Raw genomic sequence first — 20,450 nt, 5'->3', positions numbered from 1 at the left:
TCAAAATTCGACTCTGACCCCGGCCATGACGCTGCGGCCCTGGATGGGCGCCGCCCGGGAAATGAACGAGGCATGGTTGTAGGCCAGCTTGTTCAACAGATTGCTGCCCTTCAGGTAAAGAAGATAATCGGTGCCCGCCATGGTACCCGAATACGATACGCCGGCGCCCAGCATGCCGTATCCCGACGTGGCCTCTTCATAGCTTGCAATGCGGTTCTGGCGCAGCACCTGCGTGTATTCCACGAAACCGCTCCAGCGGTCCCAATCGAGGTTGCTGCGCACGCCGACGCGGGCCGCGGGAATGCGCGGCAGGTCGCCGCCGCCGTCGCGCAGCTTGCCGCGCACATAGTCGCCGAACACGGACACCGACACATGGGGCGACACGCGGTAGGAAACCTCGGCCTCCAGGCCGGCGAACGAGGCATCGCCTTGCGTGTACTCGATCAGTCGGAAATCTTCGTACTGGTCCAGTGTCTTGCCGTAGATGTAGCCATCGATCCGGCTCAGGAAGGCATTGATCGAAAAGCGCAGGTCGCCGTCGGTCTTGCGCAGGCCCAGGTCGATGGTGCGCGCGGTCTCTTTGCCCAGGTCGGGATTGCCTCTTTCATACGTCAGGGTGGCAAAATGCACCCCCTTGGCAAAGAGTTCTTGCACATTGGGCATGCGCTGCGAACGCGACACCGAAAGCGAGGCGGCATAGCCGGGCGTGAAGCTCCATGTCGTTCCGGCCGACAGCGAAGTGGCGTTGCCGTCATATTTGGACAGCGTGGCGCTGTCGGGGTCGACGGTCTGCCACTCGTGACGCGCGCCCAGCTCAAAACGCAAGTCATTCCATTCGTAGCTCTCAAGCAGGAATATGCCTGTTGAATCCGTGCGCGTCTTGGGGATGAAGTCTTCCGAACCGCCGAAAGACGCAAAATCGTAGCGCGACGTCTGCAGGCCGATCACGCCGTCCCAACCGCCCAGCGGTTTGTGGCGCAGCTCGAGCCGGCCGTCGTAGCCGCGATTGGTGAAGGTGGTGCCCAGTTCGCCATCGTCGCGCTCGTCGTGCCGGTAGTCCGTATAGCCGCCTCGAAACTTCAATGAGGAAAAACCTGCAAACGGATCGAGCAGCTCGCCCCGCACATCCAGCCGGTCGCTGCGCAGATGGGCCGTGGCCGCGTGCCCTTCATGATCGTGGTCGTGTTCGTGATCATGCTCATGATCGTGGTCGTGCCCCCCGCAATGCAGGGAAGATCCGTGGGGATGGCAGTCCTCGTATTCATGGCTGTGGCCGGGCAGGCCGTAATCGTCTTCGCGATACGTGTAGGCCGCGCCAAGATAGCCCCGGCTGCCGATGAAAGACAGCCCCACGCTTCCGGTGGTGCTGTCGGCGTTGGAATTGGCCACGCGGCTGTCGGTCCAGTCGGGCACGCGATAATCGTCGGCGCGGCGCCGTGCCCCTTCCACATGCACGGCGACGTTGCCTTCGCCCACCGTCAATCCCACTGCGCCGGCACGCTCCCTTGCCGCGGTGGAGCCTTGTAGCTCGGCCGATCCGCTCAGGCCGTTTTCAGGGATCTCGGTGGGTATCTTGTTGTCCAGCACATTGACGACGCCGCCAATGGCGCCGCCCCCATACAGCAGCGCCGACGGCCCCCGAAGGATCTCGACGCGGCGCGCCAGCATGGTGTCGGCGGTGACCACATGGTCGGGAGAAACGCCCGAGGCGTCCACGATCTCGGACCCATCGCTCAGCACCTTGACGCGCGGCGCCGTCTGTCCTCTTATGACCGGCCGGCTGGCGCCGCCGCCAAAAGTATCCGCGTGTACGCCCGGCTCGTTCTGCAGCAACTCTCCAAGAGTGCCCCGACTTTGCAGCGTCAGGCGCTCGCCCTGCAGCACACTGGCGGGCACTGTCAGGCTGTCGCTGTCCAGGCCCAGGGGATTCGCGGTAACGATGATGGGCGACAGGCCCTCGACGGGTGCCTTGGGCGCGGCGGATGTCCTGGACGCCGCGGGTTCCTGCGGCGTGTCGGACACCACGGTCTGCGCGCTGGCCGACGACACGAACGCCATGATCAAAGCCAGTGTCAACGGTCGGGGGGTGGGTCTCATGAAAGCTCCTGCGAAAGGGTGAAGGGGGTTGCGCATGCATTCTGCACAAAACTGTTATGTTATAACATAACATTTAAATATCGGACAACACCCCGTCAAAGCGGGCTCGCCATCAACACGGTCCCCTCGCCTCGAGCACCGCCGAAGTTCGGCGCCTTCCCCCGTTTCGGTATTAACCAGCCTCAATCCCATCGATATGTAACAACGCCCTGACACGCCGGGCCCGGGCAATACTGCTCGGCCGCTCCCCGACGAACCCGCGCATGTCCACGCCCCGCCGCACAGGCTGGCGCCGTCCGGCGGCACAAAATTTGCTGGTTTCCCAGCCTCTGGCCTGGCCGCAATAAAACATTTAGTTACGAAACGCCAGGGGCATTCTTTTATACTGATCTCCAGCAATACCCGCCTACCAGTCATTGTGGCTGCGTCAGTCAAAAAAAGGAGTTGATAATGAATCATCGTTCTGCAACACCGCGTCGACACGTTCTGGCCATTTGCACGCTGGGCGCTTGCCTCTTCTCCGCAGGCGCCTTCGCCGCCAACGGCTCCATCGCCGACTTCGAAGCCAAGTACCGCCAAGATATGGAACGCTGCAGGACCGGGCAGACAAGCCAGGATATGGCCACCTGCAAGCGTGAGGCCGGAGCGGCCCTGCAAGAGGCCCGCCGGCAGCGCCTGATAACCCAGAACGAACAAGCCATTCAGGCCAACGCCACCGCGCGCTGCGAACGCCTGCCCGCCGACATGCGCGAGTCGTGCATCAAGCAGATGTCTGAAGGCTCCAACACCACCATCCAGGGCAGCGTCGCCGGGGGCGGCATACTTCGCACCACCGAAATCAGCATTCCGGGCGGCACGCAAACCCAGACCAACATCATCACGCCCGTCACTGTCGACCCATCGGTGCGCAATCTGCCCCGGGCCGGCACCACGCAATAACCCCCTCATGCGGGTTCGGGCCTGGCCTGAACCCCGCACTCAAGGCCGTCCCGCTGCGGGACGGCTTTTTTTTGCCGCCGGGCCGTCCCAAGGCTCGGCGCCCCCGACAAAAACGCCCCCTCGGGGGGCAGCGAGCAGGCGCTAGCCTGCGTGGCGTGGGGGCTTTTCTACCGCCGGGCCGTCCCAAGGCTCGGCGCCCTAGAGTTCCATCTGCATGCCCATCTCGACCACACGATTGGGGGGAATCTTGTAGAACCGCGTGCTGCGGCTGGCGTTGCGCGCCATGAAGGCAAACAAGCTGCGACGCCAGCGCAAGAGCAGCGGCAGCCTGCGAACGACGATGATGGTCTGGCGCGACAGGTAGTAGGAAGTTTGCATGGGCTCCAGATCGAGCTCGGGGTGCTCCTGGGCGATCTGCTCGAGCAATTGCGGCACGTTGGGCTCTTGCTTGAACCCCCAGCGGGCCACCACCTGCCAGCTGCTGCGGCTGAGCCTTTCAAGGCGATACCTTTCGCTGAACGACACATAGGGCACGCCCGCGCTGTGCACCGTAAGGAAGACGACCTGCTCATGCAGCACCTTGTTGTGCTTCAGATTGTGCAGCAGCGCGGGGGGAACCGTGTCGACGATCATGCTCATGAACACCGCAGTGCCCGCCACCCTCGTGGGCGGATACTGCTCGATGCCCTGCATGAATTCACGCAGGGGCGGCTGGTCGCCCGCCAGCGTGTCGTGTATGCGCTGCCTGCCCTGCTTCCAGGTCAGCATCAGGGTGAACAGGCACACGCCAAGCACCAGCGGTACCCAGCCGCCCGCAGCGATCTTGAGGGTGTTCGAAGTGAACAGCAGCACGTCGAATGCCAGGAACAACACCAGCAGCCCCAGCCACAATGTGCGCCGCGCCCCGCGCGAACGGCCGGGCAGCACCCTGAAGGCCAGCAGCGATGTCATCAGCATGGTGCCCGTGACGGCAAAGCCGTAGGCGCCCGCCAACGCCTGCGACGACTGGGCCACGGCGATGAGGGCCAGCACGGCCAGGCACATCGCGATATTGACCCGCGGAAGATAGATCTGCCCTTCTTCGCGCGCCGACGTATGGAGAATGTTCATGCGGGGCCAGAAACCAAGCTGTATGGCCTGGCGGGTGACCGAAAAACTGCCGGAAATGACCGCCTGCGAGGCGATGACGGTTGCCGCGGTGGCCAGTATCACCAGGGGCCACAGGGCCCAGCCCGGCGCAAGGAGGAAGAACGGGTTCTTGATGGCCGCCGGATTGGCCAGCAGCAGCGCGCCCTGGCCAAAATAGCACAGCACCAGAGACGGCAGCACCACGCCGAACCATACACGCCGTATGGCGGAACGCCCGAAATGCCCCATGTCGGCATAAAGCGTCTCGGCCCCGGTAAGGGCCAGCACCAGGGCGCCCAGCAGGATGAAAGTCGTCCAGGGGGCCTGGGCCACGAACGAAGCTGCCCACCACGGGTTCAGCGCGTGCAATATCTGCGGCGTCTGGATGATGCGCCATCCGCCCAGCACGCCCAGCACCAGAAACCACAGCAGCATGATGGGGCCGAACAGCTTGCCCATGGCCCCGGTGCCGTGCGACTGTATGGCAAAAAGGCCGATGATCAGCGCCATGGCGACAGGCACTACCCAGCCGTCCAGCGTGTGGGAAACGACGCCTATGCCCTCGACCGCCGAGATGACCGAGATGGCCGGGGTGATGATGCTGTCGCCATAGAAAAGACAGGCGCCGATGAGACCCAGCACCACCACCGTCCAGCGCCGCCGCCCCTCCAGCCCGCGCACGGCCAGTTCCATCAGGGCCAGGGTGCCGCCCTCTCCGCGGTTGTCGGCCCGCAAGATCATGGTGACGTACTTGAGCGACACCACGAACATCAGCATCCAGAACAAGAGCGAGAGCACGCCCAGGATCTCGTCGCGGCCCGCCCCCGGCAGGCCGGAAAGCGCCGCGCGCACGGTATAGAGCGGGCTGGTGCCGATGTCTCCGTACACCACGCCCAGCGCGCCTATCAGCAGGGCGGCCCCCGGACGTGTGGACTGCGCGCCAGCCGAAGCGCTCATGATGCCTGCCTCTTGATGATGCGATAAGCCATGTTCACTGCCTGTTCAGATTGGCGCCTATGCGCGGCCCCGGAAATACAATGCTGATGCGCGTGCCCTGCAGTTGCGGCCGGCTGGCGAGGCTCCACCATGCGCCATGGGCCTGGGCTATCTCGCGCACGATGGCCAGCCCCAGGCCCGAACCCGAGCCCTCGGACTGCGGCGAACGGTAGAAAGCGTCGAAGACGCGCTCTTGGTCGGCGGGCTGGATGCCCCGGCCGTCATCCTCGACCTGCAGCGCAGGCGGCGTAGCATTGACCTGCAGCCTGATATTGCGCACCGGCCCCCCGTAGCGCAGCGCGTTGTCGATGAGATTGCCCAGCAGCTCGGCAAGAAGCAAGGGGTCGGCGTCGACCCATACCGGCTCGTCGGGAGCCGCCAGCTGCAGCTCGACCTTCTGCTGGCGTGCGCGGGGCAGCCAATCGGCGCCATTCATGCGCACCCATTCGGCCAGGTCGATGCGTTCGAAAGTGTCTTGCGGGCGCGCCGACTCGTCCACCCGCGCCAGCACCAGCAGCTGTTCGCCCAGGCGGATCATGCGGTCGGTCACGGCCTTGATGCGTTCGGCCCGGCGGCGCACGTCATCCGGCAGCTCATTAGCCAGCATCAGCTCGCATTCCAGCTTCAGGCCGCTGAGCGGCGTGCGCAGCTGATGGGCGGCATGCCCGATGAAACGCTTCTGGGCCTGCACGGAATCGTCCAGGCGGCTCAGCAGATCGTTAATCCGCGCCACGATCGGCACGATCTCGGTGGACAGGCCCTGGGGATCCAGCGGCTGCAGGTCGTCGAGCGAGCGTTCCTTGATGTCGTCGGCGAGCCGGTTGATGGAGCGCAGGCTGGAGCGCACGCCCGAGATCAGTACCCAGGCAAACAGAAACACCAGAAGGAACTGGCTGAGCAGCATGGCCCAGAAGATGTCGCGCAGCAGCCAGACCTCGAGGTGGATCTGGGTGGTGACGAGCCAGGTGATGGTCAGGTCGAGTGCGACCAGAATCAGCACCGGCGGCAGAAGCCGCAGGATGAGATGGCGCGCCAGCGAGCCGCGCGGCATGGATAGAAGCAGACGCTTTGCCAAGCTTTGATGCGTTGGGGCGGCGTTGCTAGGAGGCGTTTTCGACATCGAGCAGATAGCCGAAACCGCGTACCGTCTGTATGGAGGCGCCCGTGCCTTCAAGGCGCTTGCGCAGACGATATACGTAGACTTCGACCGCGTTTTCACTGAAGTCGGCGTCCCAGGCCGAAAGCGAATTCACGATCTGGCGCTTGGTTACGACCCGGCCGGCGCGCCCCATCAGCATTTCAAGCACGGACAGCTCGCGCACCGAGAGCGCCAGCCGGCGCCCCGAGGCGCGCACTTCACGGTTGACTGTATCGAAAACCAGGGGGCCGGCCTCGAGTTGGGGCTGGGCCTGGCCCGTGCGCCGCCGCGCGAAGGCGCGCACACGCGCCGCCAGTTCGGCCAGCTCGAAGGGTTTTGTGACGTAGTCGTCGGCGCCGGCGTCGAGGCCGGCCACGCGGTCTTCGACCGCATCGCGGGCGGTAAGGACAAGCACCGGGACTTGTTCGCCCTCGCGCCGGAGCTGGCGAAGGACGTCGAGCCCGCTGATGCCCGGAAGGTTGAGATCGAGCAGCAGCAGATCGTAGGACTGCGCCGACACGGCGCCCGGGACGTGCTCGCCGTCTTTGAGCCAATCGACGGCATAGCCCTGGCCGGCAAGGAATTCTTGCAAGGCGGAACCCAGGGTGGCGTCGTCTTCGATAACTAGAACTCGCATGCCGTGATTCTATATCGAACAGCGCCGCCCGTTGGCGGAGGGCGGCTTTTTTCCGGGCCCTTTACAATTCTGACGATCAGCTGTCTGGCGCGGCCGGGGCGGCCGAAGGCGCCGTGGCGCCTGGGGCGGACTCGCCAGCTTCGCCGGCCGGCGCAGCGCTGTTTTCAGAGGGCCGGGTGACGAAGCCGACGCGCTTCAGGCCCGACAAGCGGGCGCTGCCCATGATTTCAGCCAGGATCTCGTAGCGGGTGTTGAGATCGGCCCGGATGCGCAGCTGGGGCTGCGGATCGGTGGCCGCCTCTTGCTTGAGCCGGGGGGTCAGTTCTTCGAGCAGCACGGGCTGCTCGTTCCAGAACATCTGGCCCTGCTCATTGACCGCCAGGTCGATGACCTTGGGCTCTTGCTCGACCGGCTCGGCCGAAACCTGCGGCACATTGATCTTGATGGAGTGGCTGATGAGCGGGGCCGTGATGATGAAGATCACCAGCAGCACCAGCATCACGTCGATGAGCGGCACCATGTTGATCTCGGACATGGCGTGCGAGTTGCTCTTGTTGTCGAAGCTGCCGAAGGCCATGGCTATTCACCTTTGCGGGCAGCCGCCGCGGCGGCGGGAAGGCCGCGGATCTTGCCCCGGTTCTCGGCCACTTGCTGGCCGGTCGACAGGAATGTAAACAGGTCGTGGGCGAACGCGTCGAGGCGGGCCAGGTAGACGCGGTTGCTGCGCACGAAGGTGTTGTACGCCAGCACGGCGGGTATGGCCACGGCCAGGCCCAGGCCTGTCATGATCAGTGCTTCGCCGACCGGGCCGGCAATGCGGTTGATGGTAACGCCGTCGGAAAGGCCGATGCCGATGAGCGCGTGGTACACACCCCACACCGTGCCGAACAGGCCCACGAACGGGGCCGTGGAACCGATGGAAGCCAGTACCGTCAGGCCATTTTCGAGCTTGGCCGTTTCTTCATCGATGACCTTGCGGATGGTGCGCGTGACGAAGGCGCCGGTGGAGCCTTTTTCCTCGAGCTTCATGGCGCCGTACTTGGCGTGATGATTGCGCGCATGGATGGCATGGCTGGCCACGTGCGCAAAAGGCTCGGAGGCGCCATGCGTGCTGATTTCGTTCTCGACTTCCTCCAGCGAGCTGGAAGCCCAGAAGTGACGCAGGAAGCGCGCCGAATGGCGATTGACGCGCCAGTTGGTGAACGATTTCACGAAGATCAGGTACCAGCTGACCAGCGACATCAGGATCAGGATCACGAACAGGGACTTGCCTATCATGTCGCTTTGCGCCACGAAATGCAGGATGCCGCCGTCGGCCAGCTGCTGCACCGTGGCGTCCAGCAAGGGCGGCGCGCTGGTGGCCGCGGTGGTCGCGGAGTGGGCGGCGTCGGTCAGTGCCGGAGCCGCGGCCGTGGCCGCGTCGATGGCGGAAGAAGCGGCCGAGCCCGCGGCATCGGCGGCGGACGAAGCCGCGCTGGCCGCGGAGTTGGCCGCGTCGGTCAGGGGGGCCGCGGTAGAGGCGGCACCGGCGGCCTGCGAAGCCGCCGCGGGCTCCTGGGCCGAACCTGCGACCTGCGCCAGTACATGCAATGCGCCTTGAACTATGTTGAACATGCTGGTTCCTAGATTACGAAGTCAAATGGGATATCGGCCAGTGCGGGATACGCAACGCCATTTTCGGTATACGGCTTGAACCGCGCGGTTTTGGCTGCACGCACCGCCGACTGGTCCAGGCGTTCGTAGCCCGACGAAGACTGCACCGTCGCGTTCACGACCGAACCTTGCGGCGAGATCAGCACGCGTACCACGACCCTGCCCTTCTCGCCCCGGCGCAGCGAAGCGCGGGGATATTCCGGGTTGGGACGGCTACCGAGGTAGTCGACGCGGCTGATGTGGCGAGGCTTGTTGTCGGGCGCGGGCGTGGGCGCCTTGGGCGTGGCCACGGTGCTTGCCGCGCCGCTGGGCGGCGTCACCGGCTTGGGCGGGGCCTCGACGGGCTTGGGCGCAGGCTTGGGTTTCGGCTTGGGCTTGGGTTTGGGCTTGGGAGGCGGCGGAGGCGGCTCGGGCGGCGTGATGGCCTCGGGTTCGGGCTCGGGTTCAATCTCGGGCTCGGGCTCGGGCTCGGGTTCCGGTTCCGGCTCGACCTCGGGCTCTGGTTCGATCTCGGGCTCGGGTTCGGGCTCTGGGATGACTTCAGGCTCGGGCTCGGGCGGCACGACCTCTTCGACAGGTTCTTCTTCGGGGGCCGTATCGACGATTTCGGGACCGATCTCGACGAACTGGATCTCCATCGACTCGGGCAGCGTGAGTTCGGTTTTCTGGGGAGCCGCCAAAATGACACCCAGCACGGCAAAATGCAACCCGGCAACGCATGTGACCGCTGCTGCTTTGGTCAGCGCGGGGCGAGGGGCAGGCTCAACACGAAAACGGGACATGAATCCAACGACAAGGTAAAGGACGCCCGCGGATGAAATCATCCGGGTAAGCGAGGAGAATAGCAGGAATGCGAACTATTCGCAATATATGCGCGGGCTTTTTTGCGTCGGATTGCGGGGGTCGCGAAAACCCTAAAGCGTCAGGCCGCTGAGGCCGCGCATCATCAGGCGAAGCTGCGCATGCAAAGCGCCGAACTGCGCCTCGTCCAGCTCGGCCAGCAAGGCCCGCTCTACCTGCACCACGGCGGTGTCGCACTGCCGAAGCAGGGTCTCGCCCTTGCGGGTAAGGCGGATATTGATGATGCGCCCGTGCGAAGCCGCCGACTCGCGGGTGATCCAGCCCCGCGTTTCCATGAGCTTGACCATTTCATTGGCCGACTGCGGCGACACCATGGAGCGCTCGGCCAACTGCGCATTCGACAGCTGCCCATGGCTGTTCAATACCGAGAGCGCCGTGTATTGGGCGGCGGTCACGTCCCACGGAGCCAGCACGTCGCGGATGCGGCGGTTCAACACGTGGTCCAGGCGGCCTATGAGGTAGGCGATGCCATTGGGCCGCTGGGGCCAGGTCTGTGCGAATTGAGGGTTTTTCTGGATCATGGACGGGCTTGTCAGCAGGTATCTCGACGTGTAGTATAAGCTCAATATCAGGTTACTTGATATTAATCTTCAAAGAATTATTGGAAAACATCAAAGTATCATGGAGACAGCACCGCGTTACCGCAGTGTGGCCCTGGGCCCCAAAAACATTGAAGTCCTGACGCGCGACAACGGATACACCTATGTACGCTCGCCAGAGCCGCTGGGCGGCTTTCCCGACCGCCTTACCGACAAGCTCATCCACTGGGCCGGGCAGGCGCCCGAGCGTACCTATATAGCCCAGCGTGAACCGGGCCACGGCCCCTGGCGCCGCATCAGCTACGCCCAGGCCCTGCAGGCGGCGCGCCAGATCGGCCAGGCCCTGCTCGACCGCGGGCTCGATGCCGACCGGCCGGTGCTCATGCTTTCGGGCAACGACATCGAGCAGGCCCTGCTCGCCCTGGGCTGCCAGTTCGCGGGCGTGCCCTATTCTCCCATCTCGCCCGCCTATTCCCTGGTTTCCAAAGACTACGAGAAACTGCGCCACGTGCTCGAGGTGGTCACGCCCGGCCTGGTTTTCGTTTCCGACGCCCAGACCTATGGCGACGCCATACGCGCCACCATCGGCACCGACATCGAAATCACCTCTACCCGGCCCGAACAGATCGATCGGCCCTGCACGCCCTTCAGCCAGTTGATGGCCACGCCCGCCACCCCGGCCGTCGATGCCGCGCAGCGCGCCACGGGCCCCGACACCATCGTCAAGTTCCTCTTTACCTCGGGCTCCACCAGCCTGCCCAAGGCCGTCATCAACACCCAGCGCATGATGTGCAGCAACCTCAAGATGATGGTGCTGGCCTGGCCTTTTCTTAGCCAAGAGCCTCCCGTGCTGGTCGACTGGCTGCCCTGGAACCACACCTTTGGCGGCAACCACAACCTGGGCATGGTGCTTTACAACGGCGGCACGCTGTACATCGACGAAGGAAAGCCCACCGACCAGGGCATGGAAACCACGCTGCGCAACCTGCGCGAAATCGCGCCCACCGTGTATTTCAACGTGCCCATCGGCTGGGAAAAAATCGCCAACGCGCTCGAGGCCGACGAAGCCCTGCGCACTATGTATTACAGCCGCGTCAGAATGCAGTTCTACTCGGGCGCAGCGCTGGCCCAGCCCGTGTGGGACAAGCTCCATGCCACGGCCGAAAAAGCCTGCGGCGAGCGCATCGTCATGACGACCGGCCTGGGCATGACCGAAACCTCTCCCTCGGCCATGTTCGTGCTCGACGAGCGCGCCCTGGCCGGGCAGATAGGCCACCCCCTGCCCGGCATGGAGTTCAAGCTGGTGCCCAATGGCGACAAGGTCGAAGTCCGCTACAAAGGCCCCAATGTCACGCCCGGCTACTGGCGTGAACCCGAAAAAACCGCCGAGGCTTTCGACGACGAGGGCTTCTTCTGCTCGGGCGACGCCGTCAAGTGGCTCGATCCCGACGACCCGGGGCAAGGCTTCGTGTTCGACGGACGCGTGGCCGAAGACTTCAAGCTCGACACCGGCACCTGGGTCAACGTGGGCCCCCTGCGGGCCCAGGTCGCGCGCGAGGGCGCGCCCTATCTGCAAGATTCCGTCATCACGGGCCACAACCGGCGCGAACTCGGCGTGCTGATCATTCCCAACCTGGCGCAGTGCCGGGTGCTGTCGGGCCTGCCCGAAAACGCCGGGGCCGAAGCCGTGCTGTCCAGCCAGCCGGTGCGCGGCTTTTTCCAGCAGCTCGTCACGCGCCTGCACGGCCTTGGCACGGGCAGCTCCACCCGAATCGCACGCGGCCTGGTGCTGGTCGAGCCCCCTTCGCTCGACCGCGGCGAAATCACCGACAAGGGCTCGATCAACCAGCGCGCCGTGCTGAGCCACCGCGCGCCGCTGGTCGACGCCCTTTACAACGAAACCGACCCCGGCGTTCTCAGGCCGGTCCAGCATTCATAACAACGCCAGCGGCAAACACGTCCACGGCAACCTCTAGGAGACATCGAATGACAAGCAAGAAAATCTGGCGCGCAACGCTCTTGGCCGCTTCGCTCAGCCTGGGCGCCCTGCCCGCCGCCCAGGCCGAACTTACCGTCGGCGTCGTGCTGTCGCTTACAGGCCCGGCATCCGGGCTGGGCATTCCCGTGAACACGGGCTTTGCGCTGTGGCCCGAAACAGTGGGCGGCGAAAAGGTCAAGTTCATCACCCTCGATGACGGCAGCGACCCGGCCAAGGCGCAGAAAAACGTGCAGCGCCTCATTTCCGAAGACAAGGTCGACGTCATCATCGGCTCCAGCACCACCACGCCCGCCATCGCCATGGGCGAAGCCGCCGCCGAGGGCCAGACCGTGCAGCTCGCAGCCGCGCCGGCCGAGTTCCCCGAGGGTAAGGGCACCTGGACCTTCCGCCTGCCGCAATCCACCGCCGTCATGGCCGGGGGCGTCATCGACCACATGAAAAAACACGGCGTCAAGAGTTTCGCCTTCATCGGCTACAACGACGCCTACGGCGAAAGCTGGCTGCGAGACCTGACCAAGCTGGCCAACGAGGCGGGCATCAAGGTCACCACCGCCGAACGCTACGCCCGCGCCGACACCAGCGTTACCGCGCAGGCGCTCAAGGCCATCGCCACCAATCCCGATGCCATCCTGATCGTGGCCTCGGGCAGCGGCGCCGCCATGCCGCACACCACCGTGGTCGACCGCGGCTACAAGGGCAAAATCTACCAGACCCACAGCGCCGCCTCGCGCGACCTCATCCGCCTGGGCGGCAAGGCCGTCGAGGGCTCCTTCGTCGTCTCGGGCCTGGCCGTGCTGCCCGAGGGCCTGCCCGATTCCCATCCCTCCAAGAAGATCGCGGTAGACTTCGTCAACGCCTACGAAAAGAAAAACGGCGAGGGCTCGCGCAACCAGTTTGCGGCACATGCCTACGACGCCTACCTGATCCTCGACAAGGTGGTGCCGGTGGCGCTTCAAAAAGGCAAGCCGGGCACGCAAGAGTTCCGCACCGCCCTGAAAGACGCGCTCGAGACGCAAGGCAGCATTCCCATCACCCAGGGCGTCATCACCTACACCAAGGACGATCACTTCGGCTTCGACAAGCAGGCCCAGATGATGCTTACCATCAAGGACGGCGCCTTCGCAGCGGCCGACTAAGCCTCTCTGCAAGCAGCCTCACGTCGCTTGAAGCCGCGGCCCGCGAAGCAAACGCTTCGCGGGCCGCGCCGCTTTTATCCCGCCGCTTCACCGCTCCCCTCCCCCCTCTCCCTCTTGCGAGGCCTGGCCGCCCTGATGCGGCCGTGGAACCCTGCCCATGTAGGCTTCCACTGATGCGTGGAATGCCGATTGCTGGCTCGTCTGCCTGCTCTCTCTATTTCTACACCGGAGGACGTCATGGAAGGCAAACCCCTATCCCCAGCCATTGCCGACTGGCCCAAGGACGCGCGCGAGGCCGCACAACTGGTGGTCGACCAGTACGGCGAACCCGATGAGGTCAACGACAGCCAGGTGACGTGGCACAAGCCCGGCCCCTGGAAACGCATCGTCGCCTCGCGACAGGTCCATGAGCATAATTTTCCCGCGCCGCACCTGGACTCGGTGGAATCGGTCATCGATTACCGCTTTCCGATCGACAAGGCGCGAGACGTTTGCGCCTTCGACGGCAGTGTCGTCATCAACCGCACCGAAGGCGAGGTGTCGGCGCGCTGCCACGACGAACAGGCCAACTTCCTGGCCCTGAACCTGATGCACGACATCGCCACCGGCGCCAGGACGACCGAGCAGGCCCGCCAGTACTATGCCAAGGAGTTCGCCGACTATCGCCGCAAGAAGCCCACGCCCTACATGGAGAAGCTGCGCTTTTCTCCGCCGGGCGGCCACACCGCCGACCCCGACACGCGCCTGCTCTCCGATAAAGAGCTGGAAGAAGCGGTAGAGCAAGGCGAACGCGACGCGCAAGGCGGATAGATCCATGCAGGCCGCAGCGCCGCAACGGCCGCCGTGGGCCGCAGCGCTACACGGCCCATGCATGACCACGCTTCAAGGAGCACATCATGAACCAGGAAAGACAGGGCTTGTCCACCGAGGACGTGAGAAAGTATCTGCAGCGCATCTGTGAAGAGGCCGAAGGACTGATGCACGACTATGATCCGCGCATGATTGCCGAATGGACCGACACCAACGTGGCCGACGGCGCCAGCTTTCAGGTCGACGTCCGCGTCCAGAAAGACGGCGTCCATACGGGCAGCATCGCCATGACGCTTCAGAAGGAAGACATACTGCAATTGGGAGGCATGTTCGGCGCCGCCGGCAAGGAAGGCATCGCCGACTATTCGCTGGACATGAACCTGCGCGACGTCGTTACCCACGGCACCGACGCGGCCACGGTCAAGGTGACCTGGCGCGAGCACATCGTGGCGCAGGCGCCGGCTCGCGAAGGCCAGGAAACGCGCAGCCGCCTCACCGCAGAAGTCGAGGCCGACTGCGTCCATCTTCTGGTTCGAGACGAGGGCCGGCTTGCGCTGGGCATGACGCTTTGTTCGGGCACGGCCCGTCTGGGCGTCTCGGGTTAATGCCCATTGGCGGGTTAAAGCCCATTCGCGGCTGGCGGGAAACCGCCGCAAGGCGCGCCGCGCATGGTCAAGCGCGCAAGAAAAAAGGGCTTATGAGATGAACTCATAAACCCTTGATTCTTGAAGCTTGTGGTGGGTGCTACAGGGGTCGAACCTGTGACCTACGCCTTGTAAGGGCGCCGCTCTACCAACTGAGCTAAGCACCCCGGGGCCATCTGCATCGGGCAAACACACAACGTGTTTGCCCGGCGATATTGCCGTGCGAACCTCTTTCAGGTTCGCCTTTTTGGGGCCACTTCGTGCCAAAAAAGCCTAAGGATTATAGCCCGCTGGCCCAAGGCACGCAAACGCTTAGTTGACGGCGTCTTTCAGGGCCTTGCCAGGACGGAACTTGGGCACGCGAGCCTTCTTGATCTTGATGGCTTCGCCGGTGCGCGGGTTGCGGCCGGTGCGGGCGGCGCGCTCGGAAACGGCAAAAGTGCCAAAACCGACCAAGGTGACCGAACCCTTCTTTTTCAGGGTGGTCTTGACGGCGCCGATGAAGGCTTCGAGGGCGCGGCCGGCGTCGGCCTTGGAGAGGTCGGCCTTGGTGGAGATATGTTCGATGAGCTCGGTTTTGTTCATTAAGGTATACCCCTGAAAATTATTATGACCGGCCTGGGCAAGCCGCCCTGGGCCGGCATTTTTGACCAAAAAAATACAGCACGTTTGCGTGCAGGTACCACTGTTGACTGGCGGGAATGTCAGTAAAGACGCTGCCTACCGGCTAACGCGTATTAAGCCTTTGAAATAAAGCGGTGTCAAGGGGAAAAACGCCCAGAACCCGCACGATTGCTCACTTTTTTTCAAACAATCGGTTTAAGAAATGTAAATTTCCAGGCCACGCCGCAGGACAAAAAATCTTCATGCCTTTTGCGCGAAAGCCGCTGCGCCCGCATGAGCGCTTTCGGGCCAGGGAGAGCCCGAAAGCGACACTAGGCGCCTGGTCGATGCGTCGTCGCATTCCAAGCGTTTACATTGATTCGAGCGCTTGGCAGAAATCGCCGATGATGTCGTCTTCGTCTTCGATGCCCACCGAAATGCGCAACATGCTGTCGGCAATGCCCATCAGCGCACGGCGCTCGGGCCCCATCTCGTAGTAGATGGTGTGCGCCACGGGCAGCACGAGCGTGCGCGTGTCGCCCAGGTGCGTCGCCAGCACGAAGACACGCAGGCGGTTCAGAAAATCGAACACGTCGATGCCGTCGATCAGTTCGACGCCAAGCAAGGCGCCATAGCGTCCGCCGAACAGCTGGCCGGCCCGCTCGTGCTGGGGATGAGAGGCCAGGCCCGGATAACTGACCCGCGCAACCTTGGCATGCGCCTCGAGGGCCCGGGCCAGCGCCAGCGCATTGCTGCAGCTTCGCTCCATGCGCAGGGCCAGCGTTTCGGACCCCACCGAGATGCGATGGGCGGAATCGGCGGACAAGGTGGCCCCCATGTCGCGCAGGCCCTTTTTCTTGATCTGCGTCAGCCCCCAACCGCCGGGGGAACCCTTGCGATAGACATCGGCAATATTGGGATAGGCCGACCAGTCGTACAGCCCGGTATCGGTCACCGCTCCGCCCAGGGCATGACCATGGCCGCCGATGTACTTGGAAAGAGAATTGACGACCAGGCCCGCGCCCACGTCCTTGCCGCGGCACAGCCAGGGCGTGCTCAAGGTATTGTCGACGACGTAAAGCAGGCCTTGCCGGCCGCACCAGTCTCCGATGGCCTTCAGGTCGGCCACCTGCGTTCCGGGGTTGGCGATGGACTCGACGAACACCATGCGGGTCTCGGGGCGCAGGGCCGCCTCGACGTTTGCGGCGTCGGTGGCGTCGACCAGGGTTACCTCCACGCCCAGCTCGGCCAGGGTGCTGAGCAGACTGTTGGTGTTGCCGAAGATGTACTGGCTGGAAATCAGATGATCACCCTGGCGCAGCAAGGTGAAGAAGGTGGCATTGAGCGCCGCCATGCCGGTTGCGAAACTGACGGTGCTGACGCCCTCTTCCATCTGCGTAATCTTGGCCTCGAGGGCGCCCGTGGTGGGCGTGCCCTGCCGCGCGTAGGTAAAACCGGCCTTGCCCTGGAACACCGCCGCAAGCTCGCGCGAGTCGGCATAGGCGTACTCGGAGGAAGGATGCAGGGGCTTGTGGATGGCGCCGTGCTCGATGGTCGACCGGCGGTCGGAATGCAAGAGTGTGGTGGTAAAGCCGTTGTTAGCCATGGCGTTGCGTTGTCGTTTGGTCATTGATTGCTTGTCGTGCGCTGGCGCACTGTTTCGTAAAGGCATACGGCGCTGGCCACGCTGACGTTCAGGCTTTCCACCGCGCCTTGCATGGGAATGCGCACCAGCTCGTCGCAGGTTTCGCGCGTAAGCCGCCTCATGCCCTCGCCTTCGGCGCCCATCACCCAGGCCATGGGACGGCGCCCGTCGATGCCGTGCATGCCGCCCTCGGCCTGGTCGTCGGTGCCCACCAGCCAGATGTCGCGCTCTTTGAGCTGGCGCATGGTGCGCGCCAGGTTGGTCACCATGATGTAGGGCACGGTGTCGGCCGCGCCGCAGGCCACGCGCTGCACGGTGGCGCCCAGCCCCACTGCCCGATCGCGCGGAGCCAGCACGGCATGCACGCCGGCGGCATCGGCGGTGCGCAGGCAGGCGCCCAGGTTGTGCGGGTCGGTCACGCCGTCAAGCAGCAACAGCAGGGGCGTTTCGCCCCGCTCTTCCAAGCCGTCGAGCAGTTCGTCCACATCGGTGGCCAGCGCATTGGCATCGGCCAGGGCGACCACCCCCTGATGCCGCGTGCCGCGCGCCAGGCCGTCCAGCCTGTCGGCCGGCACCGGATGCACGCGCACCTGCGCCGCCTGGGCCTGCTCGATCAGCGATTGCATGCGCTTGTCGCGCCGCGAGGCCTCGACATACAACTGCCGGATGGTGGCCGGCGCATGGCGCAGCCGCGCTGTGACGGCGTGAAAGCCGGCCAGGACCTGTTGGGAGGACATGGGGTTCCTTCTGGAAAAACAATGAGGGGCTCAAGGCAATTTTACTCCTCGCCTGAAAGCATCTGTTGCGAACGGCACGGAATGCGCCCGGAACAGATGCATCATGCGCCACGCGCAACGATGATCCAGCCACGCCTCGCGCCCCTGGGATGCCGAGGGGAGGCCGACGCATGCCATCGGGTGCCGCCGGATGCCGGCGAACGCCAGCGCCAGGCGAAATGCCTGGCCGCGCCGGGGGCCAGCCAGGCTTGCCGGCCAGCCCCGGGGCCGTCAGCGCCGCTTGCGCGGCGCCGCCTTGCTGGCTTTGGAAGGCGCCTTGCCGGCGGCCTTGCGGGGCGCCTTCGCGGCACGCTTCTCGGCCGCCCTGCGCTCGCGCGCCGTGGTGCCTTTCAGCGCTTCGGGCTTGGTGGACGCCGCCTTCTTGCTGCGCCGTGCGGGCGGGTTGCCGGGCTCGGTCGCCGCCTTCTGCAAGGCCTTGAAGGTGGTGCCCTTGACTAGCCTGAACTCGATGCGGCGCGCTTCGAGGTCGACCCGGGCCACCTGCACCTGCACCGGATCGGTAAGGCGATAGCGTATGCCGGTACGCTCGCCGCGCAGTTCGTGCAGGCTTTCGTTGTACTGGAAATAATCGGAGCCCAGCTCGGACACATGCACCAGGCCTTCGACGAACAGGGTGTCCAGCGTGATGAACAGGCCGAAAGGCGCCACGCCCGTGACCCGGCCGCTGAAGACCTCGCCCACGTGCTCTTTGACGAACCAGCACTTGAGCCAGGCCTCGACGTCGCGCGAGGCGTCGTCGGCCCGCCGCTCGCGCGCCGACAGCAGCAAGCCCAGCTTTTCCCAGATGGCGTGCTGGCGCTCGCCCGGGGTGAGCTCGGCCGCCGCATTGACGTCGTCGATGTCGGGCACGTAGCGCTTGTTCTGCAATATGGACTTGATCACCCGGTGCGTCAGCAGGTCGGGGTAGCGCCGGATGGGCGAAGTGAAATGCGCATAGTGCTGGTAGGCCAGGCCAAAGTGACCCGATTCTTCGGGGCTGTAGATGGCCTGCTGCAGCGAGCGCAGGCACATGGTCTGCAGCACTTCGTAGTCGGGCCGGCCGCGGGCCGCCTGCAGCAGGCGCGCATAGTCGTGCGTGGTCGGTTCGTCGCCCCCCTCGAGCACCAGGCCGACGTTGCGCAGGTAGTCGCGCAGCGCCTTGAGCTTTTCGGGAGTGGGGCCCTCGTGCACGCGATAAAGGCTTATGCGCTTGTTGCGCTTGGTGAAGTCGGCCGCGCAGGTATTGGCGGCCAGCATGCATTCTTCGATGACCCGGTGGGCGTCATTGCGCTCGTAGGGCACGATGCGTTCGATGCGGCCCAAGGGATTGCAGATGATCTTGGTCTCGACCGTTTCGAACTCCATGGCGCCCCGCCGCGCCCGGGATTCGGACAGCAGCCGGTAGAGCTCGTAAAGGTCGAGCACGTGCGGCATGACGTGCTGCATGTTCTGGGCCGCCGGCCCGCCGGGCTGCTGCAGTGCGGCCCACACGTCGGTATAGGTGGTGCGGGCATGCGAGTGGATGACCGCGTTGTAGAACTGATAGGCTGAAACAACGCCCGCCTTGGTGCCGCTGGCGGGAATGACCATGTCGCAGACCAGCACCAGCCGATCGACGCTGGGATTGAGCGAGCACAGGCCGTTGGACAGCGACTCGGGCAGCATGGGAATGACCCGGCGCGGGAAATAAACGCTGGTTCCGCGCTGGAAGGCGTCGTCGTCCAGCGCCGAACCCGCCGTGACGTAGTGGCTGACGTCGGCGATGGCCACCAACAGCCGCCATGCGGGCCGCCGGCGCTTCTCGGTGCCGATGTCGATGGGCATGCAAAATACCGCGTCGTCGAAATCGCGTGCGTCTTCGCCGTCGATGGTGATGAAAGGCATGTCGCGCAAGTCGACCCTGCCGTTGAGTTCGGCGGGCTTCACGGCCGACGGCAGCTTGGCCGCCTGGGCCAATGCCGCTTTGGAAAAATCGACCGGGACGTCGAACTTGCGCACGGCGATTTCGATCTCCATGCCCGGATCGTCGATTTCACCCAGCACTTCGGTGACCCGGCCCAGGGGCTGGGTATGACGCGTGGGTTGCTGCATGATCTGCACGGTGACCACCTGGCCATGCTCGGCGCCGGCCGTGTCGCCCGACGGAATGAGGATGTCGTGCTTGATGCGCTGGTCTTCGGGCACCACGATGCTGATGCCCGGCTCGCGCAGGAAGCGCCCCACCAGCTTGTCCGTGCGGCGCTCGACCACTTCGACGATGGTCGCTTCGGGCTTGCCGCGATACTCGCCGTCGGGCTTGGCCAGCACGCGGTCGCCGTGCAGCACCTTGAGCATTTCGCGCGGGGCCAGGAACAGGTCGGGCCCGCCGTCGTCGCGCAAGAGAAAACCAAAGCCATCGCGATGGCCCTGTACCCGACCGGCTACGAAATCAACCTTGGGTGCCGCCAAAATCTGTCCCTGTGCGTTGTAGAAAATCTGTCCGTCGCGCTCCATTGCCTTGAGACGCCGATCGAACCCCACGGACAAAGGGTAGCCCGCGCCCAATGCCTGGGCCAAGCCCTGCACGTCGTATGCCTGGCCTGTGGCGCGCAGCAGTTCCAACACATCTTCGCGACTGGGAACGTTGGGGTCGAAATCGGGGGGCAGTGAATGCGCGTTGTTGGAAGTCTGACTGTCTTTTTCGTTTTTTGTTCGCTTTGCCAAAGAAACTTTCCGTTTGATGAAAAAATAGGTTATACTACGAATCTTCGCTGACGCAGGCAGATGTAGATAGTAGAAGCAGATAGCAGAAGCAGGATAGCAGAAGCAGATGCGGCGGCACCGAAGATTAAAGCAGTAAAATAAGAGAA

General features: G+C 64.3%; 17 protein-coding genes and 1 tRNA gene. 5 read left to right on the top strand and 13 right to left on the bottom strand.

Going from position 1 to position 20,450, the window contains the following annotated elements:
• Positions 1-2,097, bottom strand: a complete 2,097-nt coding sequence (locus C7440_RS15875; RefSeq protein WP_026067794.1) for a TonB-dependent receptor domain-containing protein — start codon at positions 2,095-2,097, stop codon at positions 1-3.
• Between the two features lie 450 nt (positions 2,098-2,547).
• Here C7440_RS15875 and C7440_RS15870 point away from each other — a divergent pair, with 450 nt between their 5' ends.
• Complete coding sequence (locus C7440_RS15870) at positions 2,548-3,036, top strand: hypothetical protein (RefSeq protein WP_017523719.1); 489 nt, start codon at positions 2,548-2,550, stop codon at positions 3,034-3,036.
• Between the two features lie 198 nt (positions 3,037-3,234).
• Here C7440_RS15870 and C7440_RS15865 read toward each other — a convergent pair whose 3' ends face one another.
• From C7440_RS15865 to C7440_RS15835, 7 genes are all read right to left on the bottom strand, one after another.
• Positions 3,235-5,121: a potassium transporter Kup gene (locus C7440_RS15865; RefSeq protein WP_017523720.1), complete on the bottom strand. Its 1,887-nt coding sequence runs from the start codon at positions 5,119-5,121 to the stop codon at positions 3,235-3,237.
• Positions 5,122-5,155: 34 nt separating this feature from the next.
• Positions 5,156-6,211, bottom strand: a complete 1,056-nt coding sequence (locus tag C7440_RS15860) for a sensor histidine kinase (protein WP_017523721.1) — start codon at positions 6,209-6,211, stop codon at positions 5,156-5,158.
• A 49-nt stretch (positions 6,212-6,260) separates the two neighbouring features.
• Positions 6,261-6,935 (bottom strand): response regulator transcription factor, encoded by a 675-nt coding sequence (locus C7440_RS15855; protein WP_017523722.1) that lies wholly within the window; start codon positions 6,933-6,935, stop codon positions 6,261-6,263.
• A gap of 76 nt (positions 6,936-7,011) precedes the next feature.
• Complete coding sequence (locus C7440_RS15850) at positions 7,012-7,512, bottom strand: ExbD/TolR family protein (protein ID WP_017523723.1); 501 nt, start codon at positions 7,510-7,512, stop codon at positions 7,012-7,014.
• Between the two features lie 2 nt (positions 7,513-7,514).
• The gene (locus tag C7440_RS15845) at positions 7,515-8,549 is read right to left on the bottom strand and encodes a MotA/TolQ/ExbB proton channel family protein (RefSeq protein WP_017523724.1); all 1,035 of its coding nucleotides are present in this window, start codon (positions 8,547-8,549) and stop codon (positions 7,515-7,517) included.
• A gap of 8 nt (positions 8,550-8,557) precedes the next feature.
• On the bottom strand, positions 8,558-9,370 hold the full coding sequence (locus C7440_RS15840; RefSeq protein ID WP_371743499.1) for an energy transducer TonB: 813 nt from the start codon (positions 9,368-9,370) through the stop codon (positions 8,558-8,560).
• A gap of 132 nt (positions 9,371-9,502) precedes the next feature.
• On the bottom strand, positions 9,503-9,970 hold the full coding sequence (locus C7440_RS15835; RefSeq protein ID WP_116519216.1) for a MarR family winged helix-turn-helix transcriptional regulator: 468 nt from the start codon (positions 9,968-9,970) through the stop codon (positions 9,503-9,505).
• A gap of 100 nt (positions 9,971-10,070) precedes the next feature.
• Between C7440_RS15835 and C7440_RS15830 the strand changes: the two genes are divergently transcribed.
• The 4 genes from C7440_RS15830 (at position 10,071) to C7440_RS15815 (ending at position 14,538) form a co-directional block, all read left to right on the top strand.
• The gene (locus tag C7440_RS15830) at positions 10,071-11,927 is read left to right on the top strand and encodes a feruloyl-CoA synthase (RefSeq protein ID WP_116519215.1); all 1,857 of its coding nucleotides are present in this window, start codon (positions 10,071-10,073) and stop codon (positions 11,925-11,927) included.
• 47 nt (positions 11,928-11,974) lie between these two features.
• Positions 11,975-13,123, top strand: a complete 1,149-nt coding sequence (locus C7440_RS15825; RefSeq protein ID WP_017523728.1) for an ABC transporter substrate-binding protein — start codon at positions 11,975-11,977, stop codon at positions 13,121-13,123.
• A gap of 237 nt (positions 13,124-13,360) precedes the next feature.
• Positions 13,361-13,933 carry a hypothetical protein gene (locus C7440_RS15820; protein WP_017523729.1) on the top strand — a complete coding sequence of 191 codons (573 nt, stop codon included), beginning with the start codon at positions 13,361-13,363 and terminating at the stop codon, positions 13,931-13,933.
• An 86-nt stretch (positions 13,934-14,019) separates the two neighbouring features.
• On the top strand, positions 14,020-14,538 hold the full coding sequence (locus C7440_RS15815) for a hypothetical protein (RefSeq protein WP_116519214.1): 519 nt from the start codon (positions 14,020-14,022) through the stop codon (positions 14,536-14,538).
• 130 nt (positions 14,539-14,668) lie between these two features.
• On the opposite strand, the gene C7440_RS15810 is transcribed toward C7440_RS15815, so the two are convergent.
• From C7440_RS15810 to rnr, 5 genes are all read right to left on the bottom strand, one after another.
• Positions 14,669-14,744 (bottom strand) — tRNA-Val (locus C7440_RS15810).
• A 145-nt stretch (positions 14,745-14,889) separates the two neighbouring features.
• Positions 14,890-15,231 carry an HU family DNA-binding protein gene (locus C7440_RS15805; RefSeq protein ID WP_257215377.1) on the bottom strand — a complete coding sequence of 114 codons (342 nt, stop codon included), beginning with the start codon at positions 15,229-15,231 and terminating at the stop codon, positions 14,890-14,892.
• A gap of 319 nt (positions 15,232-15,550) precedes the next feature.
• On the bottom strand, positions 15,551-16,786 hold the full coding sequence (locus C7440_RS15800) for a cystathionine gamma-synthase family protein (RefSeq protein ID WP_116519263.1): 1,236 nt from the start codon (positions 16,784-16,786) through the stop codon (positions 15,551-15,553).
• Between the two features lie 20 nt (positions 16,787-16,806).
• Complete coding sequence (rlmB, locus tag C7440_RS15795; protein WP_017523733.1) at positions 16,807-17,562, bottom strand: 23S rRNA (guanosine(2251)-2'-O)-methyltransferase RlmB; 756 nt, start codon at positions 17,560-17,562, stop codon at positions 16,807-16,809.
• Between the two features lie 270 nt (positions 17,563-17,832).
• On the bottom strand, positions 17,833-20,304 hold the full coding sequence (gene rnr / locus C7440_RS15790) for a ribonuclease R (protein ID WP_017523734.1): 2,472 nt from the start codon (positions 20,302-20,304) through the stop codon (positions 17,833-17,835).
• Positions 20,305-20,450: the final 146 nt, after the last annotated feature.

Source organism: Pusillimonas noertemannii (assembly GCF_003096595.1).
GTDB classification, from domain to species: Bacteria; Pseudomonadota; Gammaproteobacteria; order Burkholderiales; family Burkholderiaceae_B; genus Pusillimonas; species Pusillimonas noertemannii.
This window is presented reverse-complemented; position numbering and strand designations above follow the sequence as displayed.

Excerpts from the sequence above, each read along its gene's own strand:
- C7440_RS15855 (WP_017523722.1), bottom strand. The coding sequence starts at position 6,935 with ATGCGAGTTCTAGTTATCGAAGACGACGCCACCCTGGGTTCCGCCTTG.
- C7440_RS15870 (WP_017523719.1), top strand. The coding sequence starts at position 2,548 with ATGAATCATCGTTCTGCAACACCGCGTCGACACGTTCTGGCCATTTGC.
- C7440_RS15850 (WP_017523723.1), bottom strand. The coding sequence starts at position 7,512 with ATGGCCTTCGGCAGCTTCGACAACAAGAGCAACTCGCACGCCATGTCC.
- C7440_RS15820 (WP_017523729.1), top strand. The coding sequence starts at position 13,361 with ATGGAAGGCAAACCCCTATCCCCAGCCATTGCCGACTGGCCCAAGGAC.
- C7440_RS15800 (WP_116519263.1), bottom strand. The coding sequence starts at position 16,786 with ATGGCTAACAACGGCTTTACCACCACACTCTTGCATTCCGACCGCCGG.
- C7440_RS15840 (WP_371743499.1), bottom strand. The coding sequence starts at position 9,370 with ATGTCCCGTTTTCGTGTTGAGCCTGCCCCTCGCCCCGCGCTGACCAAA.
- rlmB (WP_017523733.1), bottom strand. The coding sequence starts at position 17,562 with ATGTCCTCCCAACAGGTCCTGGCCGGCTTTCACGCCGTCACAGCGCGG.
- C7440_RS15875 (WP_026067794.1), bottom strand. The coding sequence starts at position 2,097 with ATGAGACCCACCCCCCGACCGTTGACACTGGCTTTGATCATGGCGTTC.
- C7440_RS15845 (WP_017523724.1), bottom strand. The coding sequence starts at position 8,549 with ATGTTCAACATAGTTCAAGGCGCATTGCATGTACTGGCGCAGGTCGCA.
- C7440_RS15830 (WP_116519215.1), top strand. The coding sequence starts at position 10,071 with ATGGAGACAGCACCGCGTTACCGCAGTGTGGCCCTGGGCCCCAAAAAC.
- C7440_RS15835 (WP_116519216.1), bottom strand. The coding sequence starts at position 9,970 with ATGATCCAGAAAAACCCTCAATTCGCACAGACCTGGCCCCAGCGGCCC.
- C7440_RS15860 (WP_017523721.1), bottom strand. The coding sequence starts at position 6,211 with ATGCCGCGCGGCTCGCTGGCGCGCCATCTCATCCTGCGGCTTCTGCCG.
- C7440_RS15865 (WP_017523720.1), bottom strand. The coding sequence starts at position 5,121 with ATGAGCGCTTCGGCTGGCGCGCAGTCCACACGTCCGGGGGCCGCCCTG.
- C7440_RS15825 (WP_017523728.1), top strand. The coding sequence starts at position 11,975 with ATGACAAGCAAGAAAATCTGGCGCGCAACGCTCTTGGCCGCTTCGCTC.
- C7440_RS15815 (WP_116519214.1), top strand. The coding sequence starts at position 14,020 with ATGAACCAGGAAAGACAGGGCTTGTCCACCGAGGACGTGAGAAAGTAT.